This is a genomic window from Dysgonomonas sp. (genome assembly GCF_035323175.1).
Classification (GTDB): domain Bacteria; phylum Bacteroidota; class Bacteroidia; order Bacteroidales; family Dysgonomonadaceae; genus Dysgonomonas.
On record NZ_DAOKYH010000009.1, the window covers coordinates 15556 to 27430 of the forward strand.

The following is an 11875-nucleotide window of genomic DNA, read 5'->3' on the forward strand; positions in this document are numbered from 1 at the left end:
AACACTTTTAATCGCTTACTTACTATACTATAATTTACTGTGTTTCTTTATCCAGTCCAGCATCAAATAACATCCCGGAGCATATACGTTGCCATGATCGAATCCTTGTAGCTCATATAATACAACATCTTTGTTATTCAGCGATTTTAGAATAGCTTCTAAATGCGCATTTTCTTCGTATCTGGCTGTTAACTCGAGTTTACGATCACCTGTAATTAGTAAAGTGGGAGGGATACCGGTTCTTGCCTTATTCAGAGGAGCGTATTCGTCAATAATTGGGATATTATATGGTATGCCTCTTTCTTTTCGGATGGTGAAATGTGTATTTGTTTGTCCACTAATAGGTATAAGTCCTTTTATCTTATCGGCATCTACTCCATATTTTTCAAGATAACTTTTATCTAAACCGACCATCAGGGTCAGATATCCTCCTGCCGAATGTCCCGATACATAAATATCTTTGGTGCTGCCTCCGTAAGATGCTATATTGTTGAATACCCAGGCAATGGATGCCGCAGCATCTTCGATATAAGCCGGATTTGTTGCTTTCGGGCTCAGACGGTAGTTAACAGCTACTACAGCAATACCTTTATTCTTTAGTTCGTTAGGTATTCCTTTTTCTCCACCTTCGAGTCCTCCGCCGTGAAACCATACAATAACAGGGAAATCTTTCTTATTTACGGGATAATATACGTCAAGCTTGCAACGCTCCTTGCGATAATTATCTTTTTCGTTCAGACTGATATAGGATATATCTTTATCCGTTTTATACTCGTTACTAACAGAATTTTGTGCAAAGGTTGATATTGCACATAACCAAAAGATCAAAAAAATACCTTTTTTCATGACATGAATTATATTAAGTAGAAGAATTTGTGATAAAGGTATAGATTTTTAGTTTTTTGATAAAATAAATGGGAATAAACACAGAGTTAATAAGAGTATAAAAAATAAAAGCGGGCATCCCTGACCACTTTTATCTTTAGATTGATTCCTCAATCTTACTGAACTTAACTTATTAACTTATTCCTATCTTTTGTTAGTATTATTCTTATTTTCAGGTTTTCTGGCTTTTGTATATATAGTTTTTTATCTTTCGAAACAAAATTATATACAAATTATTTCGCGGAAAATAATAATCGATAGAAAGGGCCGAACTCTCGACAAAAGGATGAGATATTTCTTGTGAAAGCTGATAGTAAGTAGTATGTATATTCTAAAAAGTCTTGGTATCTATCGGCTTTGGATGGATAACGATCTATTCTAGTTTCTCCGTAAAACATTTATATCTCCACCCATACTTTTACGTCTTCCTTTCGAGTTGGTATACTCTATCACGTAATAGTAAACACCGGTGGATACATACTTTCCGTTGTGTCTTCCGTCCCAACCTTTCGATGGGTCGTTCCATTGATATATTTTTACTCCCCAACGGTTGAAAATTGTACACTTAAACTTCACGATGGATTTGTAATAAACCTTAAACTCTGCATTTGTAGTTCCTCCGGGAGAAAAAAAGTTAGGGGCTTTAATGTCAGATTCTTCTATGTTAAGTTCTAAAGTGCTTATATTAGCACAAGTTGCAGATTGATCTGCATTATTAGCCACTTCGAGTTTTATGACGTAATTACCATCTTTTTCGAAGGTGTATTTTTTTACATCACTATCTGTATAGCGTACAATATAGTTTGCGGTATCTTCCTTGTTATATATACTCCATGTATAAAAATAAGCTGCATCACTTCCCCGTCCGTATAAGTTGACTGTGACAGGTGCAGAACTTCCTATTTCCCCATTATTTTTCCCTTCTTGCTCTGCTACAATATGTCCTTCTACAGCAATAGCATTGTACTCTTCCGAACTCTTCTCATGTGGCATCTTGAAGTATTCTGCAAATTGATCCCCCTTCAGTTTGAAAACGGTATTCATTAAAGGAGCATCTATCGTTTCTTCAGTATCTATATTTAAGGTTCTTATGTTTTCTACAAAAGCCTTGTTGTTTTCGTCCCATTCTTGAATGTCGTAGCTGACAGTATATCTTCGGGGGATTTCTCTTCTACTTCCATTTGTTGTATAGAAGAATAGTTTATCGTCTGTTTTTCCAACTAGTAATTTAAGAAATTGGCATTTGTCATCATTTTCTCGGGCTTCGATGGATCTTAATATTGATTTATGTTGGTTATAATCAATAATCCACACAGCACTTTTGGCAACATTGTTTTCTTCTACAAAGTAGCCGTAGCCATCTTCTAGATTCGATACAGTGTATGTAGAGTTTCCGTTGATCGATTTTATGTGGAGATCAGGCTCCTCTATCTGTTTTTTATCGCCAATCGATTGTTTGTATTTGTAAAATCTGACCGAAATAGCCGATGAGTTATACTTTATTGTAGCGCCTGCAAAAGTGTTGAATAGATATACTTCCTCTATGCCTGTACCGGTAAGGCTTTGACCTGATTCTTTTTTATAAGCGTAAGGTGTTTCTAACCCTCCCGAAACTGTATAGGTTTGTGCAAATATTGAGGTCGTAAAAACCAATAAGGTTATTAAAAAGATAGACTTTCTCATAAGTATATTCAAAGAAAGGAAAAACCCTCTATCTTTTAACGGACAGAGGGTTTTCTTATTTTATATTTGAAGTATATTCTTTTGCTCTACCCTTTTTTAGGCTTTTGCATGTAATAATACTCCCATTTTTTTGAATATTGATTCTATTTTCTCAAAAGCAATGTCTACTTGTTCTTTTGTGTGTGTAGCCATAAGAGAGAAACGAATCAATGTATCGCTTGGCGCAACAGCCGGAGATACTACAGGATTTACAAATATGCCTTCTTCGAAAAGAAGTTTTGTAATCAGGAATGTTTTCTCATTATCTCTGATAAATAGAGGTATAATAGGGGTAGATGTGTGCCCTATTTCAAATCCGCGCTCACGGAAGCCATCTAATGCATAATGCGTAATATCCCACAATGCTTTTATTCTTTCCGGCTCAGATATTATGATATCCAATGCTGCGCTGGCTGCAGCTGTTGCAGCAGGAGTAGCACTCGCGGTAAAGATATATGGACGGGAATTGTGACGTAGATAATCAAGTATTATTTCGTTACCTGCAATGAAGCCGCCAATGGAAGCTAGTGATTTACTGAAAGTTCCCATAATGAGCTCGACATCATCGACAAGTCCACATTGATCGACAAGTCCTTTTCCACTATAATTGCTTCCTAACACACCTAGACTGTGTGCTTCGTCAACCATTACACTTGCATTGTATTTTTTTGCTAATTCAATTATTTCAGGAAGATGTGCCACATCCCCTTCCATACTGAACACACCATCAATAACGATTAGTTTAACCTTATCCGGTTCACATCTTTGAAGTTGCTTTTCCAAAGAATCCATATCGTTGTGACGGAACTTGAGTTTGGTAGAATAAGATACTCGTGCTCCTTCTATGATAGAAGCGTGATCCAATTCATCCCATAAGATATAATCTTCACGTCCGGTGATACATGAAATAACACCTTGGTTTACGTTAAATCCTGTGGAGTAAACGATAGCATCTTCTTTTCCAACAAATTTAGCCAGCTTTTTTTCTAGTTCTACGTGGATATCTAATGTCCCATTCAAAAAACGGGAACCGGCCATGCCCGTTCCGTATTTTTTAGTAGCATTAATTGCTGCTTCTTTTACTTTTGGATGATTAGTAAGCCCCAGATAGGCATTTGACCCGAACATCAATACTTTTTTTCCGTTGATAACAACTTCTGTATCCTGGTCGCTTTGGATTTCTCTAAAATAAGGGTAAATACCTGCAGCTCGTGTATTTCGTGCTGCGTCATACCGATACAACTTATCAGTTAATAGACTCATATTAAACTTATAACAAATGTAATTATTATAGCTGCATGTAATAAAATCACGTTGTTTCACTAAAATGCAGGCTGCAAAAATAGCTAAAAAAAATAAGATTGTAATCATTTTGAATTAAATATTTAAAAAAAGGACAATTTGACCTAATCTTGTGTGGCTTCAGGTAAAGGTATATCGCTTTTTTTCTTAAATTTGTAGCTTGGTCTATAGTGTGTCTTGTGTACAAAGTGTATAGGCACACCATCAGTAGTAGCGTGATCAAAAAAATGAATGGTTAAGAAGAAAAAGAACAAACATGATATATGGAAGCGGTTACATTTCAAGTACCGTCTTTCTGTAATGAACGAAAATACACTTGAGGAAGTATGGAGCATAAAGGCATCCATGTTTTCAGGAGGTGTGTTGTTTCTGTTATTTGCTATATCTCTCGTTACTATTACCTCGTTTCTCATTATCGCTACACCTATACGATATTATCTGCCCGGATATCTCGATGCTGAAGTCAGAGAAAAGGCTCTGAGAGCTGCAATCAGGGTTGATTCGCTACAGCAACAACTCAACTATCAGGAGGCATATATCAATAACCTGAAGAATGTTTTTACCGGCGTTCTGGATGTTGATTCTGTGAAAATAACCGATACGATATCCGTTTCGGAAAATGATCCGTTGTTGAAAAGGACAGAGAAAGAGAAAGTCTTTGTAGATCGCTATGAAGATAAAGAGCGGTATAATTTATCCGTTATCTCTCCTACTGCTTCGGGACCGATGGAAGGAGTCGTTTTCTTTAAGCCATTGAAAGGATTGGTAATTAGTAAATTTAATCCGTCAAACGACCGATATGGTATTAATCTGAAAGTAGCATCTCAGGAAACTGTTTTGGCAGTACTTGAAGGTACAGTTGTTTTCTCGGGTTATGATTTTACAACAGGATATACTATGCAAATTCAACATAAAAATGGGTTTGTCTCAATTTATAAGAACAATACGTTACTTCTAAAAAAAGTAGGGGATAAAGTTCGTACCGGAGAAGCGATTGCCGTTATCGGTGATGGCAAGGCTAAAGACAATGCTGATTTAGTTCTCGGCTTTGAGCTTTGGTATAAAGGAAATCCTGTAAACCCTGAAGATTATATAGCTTTTTAATAAAAGCCCAGACAAGAAATAGAATATACATGAAACGAAATATTGCAATACTTGGCTCTACCGGCTCTATAGGAACACAGGCTCTTGATGTGATCAGGGAACACAAAGACGAGTTTGAGATATATGCACTTACAGCCAATAATAATGCAGATTTACTAATCGCGCAGGCTCGGGAGTTTATGCCCGAGGTAGTAGTGATTGCCAATGAAAAAAAGTATGCGTATGTAAAAGATGCTTTATCAGATCTTCCTCTAAAGGTTTGGTGTGGATGTGATGCTATCGCACAAGTGGTGGAGAGCGAACCTATCAATATGGTTTTGACGGCTATGGTGGGCTATTCGGGCTTGAAACCTACGATAAATGCAATCAAAGCAAAAAAGGCGATTGCGCTTGCAAATAAAGAGACTCTTGTTGTAGCCGGAGAATTAATAACAAATCTGGCTATCGAAAATAAAGTGCCTATTCTCCCTGTCGATTCGGAGCATTCTGCGATATTTCAGTGCCTGAATGGGGAGAATTCTCAAATAGAAAAAATATTATTAACTGCTTCGGGTGGGCCATTTCGTAAACATTCGAAAGAGCAGCTGCAAAGCGTTACTAAAAAAGAAGCCCTAAAGCATCCCAACTGGGATATGGGTGCAAAGGTAACTATCGATTCAGCCTCGTTGATGAACAAAGGCTTGGAGATGATAGAAGCCAAATGGCTATTCGGTGTCGAACCCGACCAGATTGAAGTAGTGGTGCATCCCCAATCAATCATCCATTCTATGGTGCAGTTCGAAGATGCGTCTATTATTGCTCAGCTGGGCTTGCCGGATATGCACCTTCCTATACAATATGCACTTGCTTATCCCAAACGTTTAAAATCGAATTTTGAAAGGCTTGATTTCTTTAAGCTGCAAACAATGACTTTCGAAAAACCCGACACAGACAGATTCCGTAATCTGGCTTTTGCTTTTGAGGCGGCAAGGCTCAAAGGAAATATGGCATGTATAATGAATGCTGCGAATGAGATCGCTGTTGAGGCATTTTTACACGACAAAGTCGGCTTTTTGGAAATGAGCGACGTGATAGAAAAAACAATGCAGAAGGTATGCTTTGTAGATACACCAACGTATGACGACTATGTACAGACAGACACAGAGGCTCGCTATATAGCAAAAGAGTTTATCAAATAACACTATAATAATTTTTAATGGAAACTATTTTAATTAAGGCGTTACAACTAATATTAAGTTTATCTATACTTGTTGTTATACACGAGTTCGGGCACTTCCTTTTTGCCCGCCTTTTCAAAATAAGAGTCGAAAAGTTCTATCTTTTCTTCAATCCATGGTTCTCGCTGTTTAAATTTAAACCCAAAAACAGCGATACAGAGTATGGTATCGGTTGGTTGCCCCTAGGTGGCTATGTGAAGATATCGGGAATGATAGATGAGTCTATGGACAAGGAACAGATGGCGCAACCTGCACAGCCTTGGGAATTTCGTTCCAAACCGGCATGGCAGAGACTATTGGTGATGGTTGGCGGAGTGCTGTTTAACTTTATATTAGCAATAATCATATATGGAATAATCCTGTTTTCGTGGGGAGACTCGTATATCCCTGTAAAGTCGGTGAAAAATGGCATGACATTTTCTCAGACGGCAAAAGAATTGGGCGGATACCAAGAACGTGATATCATTCTTAGCATAGATGGCAAGGATATGAATAACCGCAGTGGCGTGTTGAACATGAATACCTTTATGCAATTCCTTGATGCGAAGCAGGTTGTTGTAGAACGCGAAGGCAAACAGGTGACTTTGACCATGCCCGAAAAATTTGCAGAAAATGTTATTGGTGCTGAAGACCTGCAACCTCCATATTATTATTGGACATCAACACGTCTGGATACAGTGTCCGATGCTGCTAAAGCGGCCGGTTTACAAAAAGGGGATAGTATCCTGTCTGTAAACGGAAATAATGTGACATCTTGGATGCAGCTTTCGGGAGAAATCTCTAAAAAAGAAAATAAAGGAAAACATATAGCAATCACTTATATGCGAGACTCACTAACCGCAACAGTGAAAGTCTTGGTAAACGATGAAAATAAAATAGGGATAGGTGGTGTAAGTCCTATATACGAAGTTAAGACAGATAAGTTTAGTTTCTTGAAAGCGATACCATCAGGTGCGGTTCTTGGTGTGGAAACGCTGAAAGGCTACGTAGCTCAGATGCGTTTTGTGTTTTCTTCTAAAGGGGTACAAAATCTGAGTGGCTTTGCCGGAATTGGTAACCTTTTCCCACCCGCTTGGGACTGGCATGCTTTTTGGTCGATGACTGCGTTTCTATCTATCGTTCTTGCATTTATGAATATATTGCCTATTCCTGCTCTGGATGGCGGCCATATCATGTTCTTGTTGTACGAAGTCATTACAAGACGGCAACCGAACGAAAAGTTTATGGAAAGAGCCCAGATGGTAGGTATGATTTTCTTATTGCTCTTGCTTGTGGTGGCAAATGGAAATGATATAATCAGAATCTTTTTCAAGTAAAAAATATGACTATTACAGAATTAATCAATAAAAGTGATAAAACGGCTTTCTCTTTCGAAATTCTTCCTCCGTTGAAGGGGAACAATGTAGAGAAAGTATATAATATAATAGATAAGCTAATTGAGTTTGATCCTCAGTATATAAATATAACAACTCACCATAGCGAGTACCTCGATCAACAAATGCCCGATGGTACAGTAAAAAGGGTGAATATACGCAAGCGTCCCGGTTCTGTGGCTATTGCGGCTTCTATTCAGCACAAATACAATGTGACAGCTGTTCCGCACATGATATGCAAAGGGTTCTCTCAGGAGGAAACCGAATATGCGCTTATCGATCTCAACTTTTTGCATGTTCAAAATTTGCTGTTGCTTAGAGGAGATACAAAACGACTTGCGCCTGAGCAGATATATCCTAACCGAAATGAATATGCTACAGATCTTCAATTACAGGTGAATAACTTCAATGAAGGTATTGCGGCAGATGGAAGCTTATTCGAAAAAAATGCGACTCCTTTTTCTTACGGGATGGCATGCTACCCGGAGGTTCATGAAGATGCGGTCAGCGCAGAATCCGATATTTTCTATATGAAGCAAAAAGCAGATAATGGTGCAGAATATTTTGTAACTCAAATGTTTTTTGACAATCAGAAATATTTCTCATTTGTAGAAAAGTGTAGAGAAGCAGGAATTACGCAACCTATCATACCTGGTGTAAAGCCTATTGTTTTGATGAGCCAGTTGGAAGTATTGCCAAGAATATTTCGTTCGAGCATACCAGAGGAGTTATCCGTTGAACTAAGAAAATGTAAGACCGATGACGACGCAAAAGAAGTTGGAATAGAGTGGGGTATTAAGCAGTCTAAGGAGCTTATTGAATATGGAGTTCCTAGTATACACTTTTATTCTTTGCTTGCAACGGAGAGTGTAAGACGTATTGCTAAAGAGATTTACTAGAATTTATCTCTATATAAGAGAGTTCTTATAAAAAAGGTAACAATAAAGTAACAACAAAATAGACGTTTATTCTGTCACTTTTGTCATCTTTTGAAAATAAATATTTGAATATTAATTTTTTATGTTTCTAAAGGTTTGTTACTTTTGATGTGTGACAGATAACTGAAAAAGAATGTTTTTTAAAGATATTGTAGGGCAGAGTGAAGTAAAAGAGAGGCTTGTTACATCGGCAAGGAAGGGGCTTATACCCCATGCTCAGCTTTTTTGCGGGCCAGAGGGAGTCGGTAAATTCCCTTTAGCATTGGCTTACGCCCAATATCTTAACTGTGAAAATCCGACGGATAACGATTCGTGCGGAAAATGTGCATCTTGTGTCAAATATGCTCATTTGACTCATCCCGATCTTCACTTTGTTTTCCCTATCGTAAAGAAAGCAGCGAAGAAAAAAGAGGTTTGTGATGATTATATAGCCGATTGGAGAGAATTTGTAAAGCAACACAACTATTATTTTAACCTTACCCAGTGGTTAGATCATATAGATGCCGAAAACTCTCAAGGGCTTATTTATGCTAAGGAAAGCGAGGAGATTCTGCGTAAGCTGAGCCTTCGTATATATGAAGCTAAATATAAGATAATGATTATCTGGCTTCCCGAAAAGATGCATGAGTCTTGTGCAAATAAGTTGCTGAAGATTATAGAAGAACCGACAGATAATACTATATTTCTGCTTGTATCCGATACGCCGGATAATATTATAACAACTATTCAGTCTCGTTGTCAGCGTATCAATGTGCATGGCGTAGCCGAAAGTGATATTGTGCAGGCTCTCGAATCTGAATACAATATCTTGCCTGATGATGCAACTACTGTTGCACATTTATCGAAAGGTAGTTACCTGAAGGCTGTGGAAACGATCAGCCTGAACGAAGAACATAAGTTTTTTTTCAATCTGTTTGTGCAGATGATGAGAGCTTCTTATGCTCGTAACATAAAGGAAATAAAAACCATCGGTAATGAATTGGCAGCAATAGGACGGGAGAATCAAAAAAGCTTCCTGATATATAGTCAGCGCATGGTTCGCGAATATTTTGTAAGTAACTTGCATCAGCCCGAAATTACCTATTTAGCTCAGGATGAGGCTAATTTCGGAATACGCTTTGCGCCGTTTATCAATGAACGTAATATTGTAGGTTTTATGGATGAACTGGCTCTGGCAGAAAGACATATAGAACAAAATGTAAACGCCAAGATGGTGTTTTTCGATCTTTGTCTGAAAATAACAATGCTGATTAAACAATAAATATAAACCCACAAAGCTAGAAAAGGGGCTTTGTCTTAATTAATTAAAATGAATAACAATGGATTCAAATCAAAATACATTTAATCCTGCCATGGACTGTCAGGGCACTTGCAAAACACCGATAGGGTGTACTTGTGCCAGGGCAAACCGAAAGGCACTTGTTACAGTCGCTACTAGCGAATCGCAGAAGCAGGCGGTAACTAAAACGTGTGGTTGTCAATCCGGTGGAGGTTGCGGCTGTCAGTCGGGAGGCGGCTGTGGTTGCCAATCGGGAGGCGGTTGTCAGTCTAAAAAAGGCGGATGTTGCAGCGGTACTAACAAATTGGAAGTTTACAATTGGCTTGAAGATCTTCCGGAGATACCGGGCGAATCGCAGATGGTTGAGGTTCAATTTAAAAATACACGTAAAGGCTATTATCTCAACAGTAATAATATAGAACTATTCAGAGGAGATATCGTTGCTGTAGAAGCCACACCGGGACACGATATTGGAGAAGTAACGCTTACAGGCAAACTGGTGAAACTTCAAATGCTAAAGAATAACTATCGTGGAGAGACTAAGCGCATTTATCGTATAGCTAAACAAAACGATATTGAGAAATGGGAAGACGCTAAATCGAAAGAACATAAAACGATGCTTCGTTCGAGAGAGATAGCCGAAGAGCTTAATCTTGCGATGAAGATCAGTGATGTCGAATATCAAGGAGATGGGAACAAGGCTATTTTTTATTATATAGCAGACGAGCGTGTCGACTTTCGTCAATTGATAAAAGTATATGCTTCTGAGTTTCGTGTGAAAATAGAAATGAAGCAGATTGGAGCACGTCAGGAAGCCGGTAGAGTGGGTGGCATTGGCCCTTGTGGGCGAGAACTTTGTTGTTCTAGCTCTATGTCTAACTTTATCTCGGTGTCTACATCTGCCGCTCGATTGCAAGATATTCCGCTAAATCCTCAGAAATTGGCGGGGCAATGTGGTAAACTCAAATGTTGTCTCAATTTTGAGGTAGACACTTACGTGGAGGCTCAACGAAAATTGCCATCACGCGAAGTAATCCTTGAGACAAAAGATTCGTCTTATTATCATTTCAAGACCGACATACTTTCAGGGACAATGACCTATTCCACAGATAAGAATTTTGCGGCGAACCTTATCTCTTTACCTAAAGACAGGGTTTTTGATGTTATAAGGATGAATAAGAGGGGAGACAGACCTCTGCATCTGGCTATGGAATCTCAAGAGCAAACCGAGAAACCAACCTCACATGATATATTGCAAGAAAATATCAATCGCTTTGATGATAATGGAAATGGCAATAACCGTAATAATAAGAAAAAGAAGTTTGTAAAAAACAATAAAGGGGAGAATCCTAAACCTGGAAATGCGCAGCCGGCCAATAATCAGCCGAATAGTAAGCCTCAAATAAATAAAGTTCAGGGAGGAAATAATAACAGGCCGCAACAACAGGCTGAAACCAATTCTCAGGGTAATCCCAATCCGAATCAAAATTCAAATCCGAACCCGAATCGGAATAAAAATAAAAACAGACACAACAGAAACAGATCAAACCGCAATGGAAACTCGGAACAGAAGAAGCCTGAAGCATAAAGTTTTTTTTGCGTTATGTGTTATGTTGCTAACCTTTATAAATATCTCCTGTGACAAGCAGGAGATATATTATCATTTTCATGAACTGAAGGATGAGGCATGGGCACAAAACGATACGCTTGTGTTTGATATAGATTCTACGCTTTTTGAACTGAATAAGCCTTATGATCTTACAATAGAGGTTACCAATAGCGTGAGTTATCCTTATCAGAATATCTGGTTTTTTGTTCAGTCAAATATCGATGCTGACTCTGTATTCGTTGATACATCTAAAGAATTTCTGCTGGCTGATAAACTTGGTAAATGGCAGGGATCTGGGTTTGGCACATTGTATCAATCTTCTCTCCCTTTCGGAGAAATTACCTTTAAGGAAAAGCGAAACTACCGTATCAAGATAGAGCACGGTATGCGAGATCAGACCTTGACCGGTATAGAGAAAGTAGGCATTAAGATATCTAAGCCTTAAT

Annotated in this window: 10 protein-coding genes; 7 read left to right on the plus strand and 3 right to left on the minus strand. The window is 38.3% G+C overall.

Going from position 1 to position 11875, the window contains the following annotated elements; all coding sequences use genetic code 11:
* Nucleotides 1-27: 27 nt before the first annotated feature.
* The 3 genes from PKC55_RS11425 to spt form a co-directional block, all read right to left on the minus strand.
* Nucleotides 28-846: an alpha/beta hydrolase gene (locus PKC55_RS11425; protein ID WP_291126094.1), complete on the minus strand. Its 819-nt coding sequence runs from the start codon at nt 844-846 to the stop codon at nt 28-30.
* Nucleotides 847-1263: 417 nt separating this feature from the next.
* Entirely contained in the window at nt 1264-2568 is a 1305-nt protein-coding gene (locus PKC55_RS11430; RefSeq protein ID WP_291126092.1) for a T9SS type B sorting domain-containing protein, read from the minus strand.
* Nucleotides 2569-2664: 96 nt separating this feature from the next.
* On the minus strand, nt 2665-3870 hold the full coding sequence (spt, locus tag PKC55_RS11435; RefSeq protein WP_252638314.1) for a serine palmitoyltransferase: 1206 nt from the start codon (nt 3868-3870) through the stop codon (nt 2665-2667).
* Nucleotides 3871-4140: 270 nt separating this feature from the next.
* Here spt and PKC55_RS11440 point away from each other — a divergent pair, with 270 nt between their 5' ends.
* The 7 genes from PKC55_RS11440 to gldH all read left to right on the plus strand — a co-directional run bounded on the left by PKC55_RS11440 (nt 4141) and on the right by gldH (nt 11874).
* Nucleotides 4141-5013 carry a murein hydrolase activator EnvC family protein gene (locus PKC55_RS11440; RefSeq protein WP_135103411.1) on the plus strand — a complete coding sequence of 291 codons (873 nt, stop codon included), beginning with the start codon at nt 4141-4143 and terminating at the stop codon, nt 5011-5013.
* Between the two features lie 29 nt (nt 5014-5042).
* Nucleotides 5043-6191 carry a 1-deoxy-D-xylulose-5-phosphate reductoisomerase gene (locus PKC55_RS11445; RefSeq protein WP_291126090.1) on the plus strand — a complete coding sequence of 383 codons (1149 nt, stop codon included), beginning with the start codon at nt 5043-5045 and terminating at the stop codon, nt 6189-6191.
* Nucleotides 6192-6208: 17 nt separating this feature from the next.
* On the plus strand, nt 6209-7546 hold the full coding sequence (rseP, locus tag PKC55_RS11450) for an RIP metalloprotease RseP (protein ID WP_135103413.1): 1338 nt from the start codon (nt 6209-6211) through the stop codon (nt 7544-7546).
* Nucleotides 7547-7551: 5 nt separating this feature from the next.
* Complete coding sequence (locus tag PKC55_RS11455; protein ID WP_291126087.1) at nt 7552-8502, plus strand: methylenetetrahydrofolate reductase; 951 nt, start codon at nt 7552-7554, stop codon at nt 8500-8502.
* A 172-nt stretch (nt 8503-8674) separates the two neighbouring features.
* Nucleotides 8675-9802 carry a DNA polymerase III subunit delta' gene (gene holB / locus PKC55_RS11460; RefSeq protein WP_324373096.1) on the plus strand — a complete coding sequence of 376 codons (1128 nt, stop codon included), beginning with the start codon at nt 8675-8677 and terminating at the stop codon, nt 9800-9802.
* A gap of 58 nt (nt 9803-9860) precedes the next feature.
* Nucleotides 9861-11408, plus strand: coding sequence for a PSP1 domain-containing protein (locus PKC55_RS11465; RefSeq protein WP_291126085.1), 1548 nt, complete (start codon nt 9861-9863; stop codon nt 11406-11408).
* Entirely contained in the window at nt 11374-11874 is a 501-nt protein-coding gene (gldH, locus tag PKC55_RS11470) for a gliding motility lipoprotein GldH (RefSeq protein WP_291126083.1), read from the plus strand. Before PKC55_RS11465 ends, gldH begins: the two co-directional genes overlap by 35 nt.
* Nucleotide 11875: the final 1 nt, after the last annotated feature.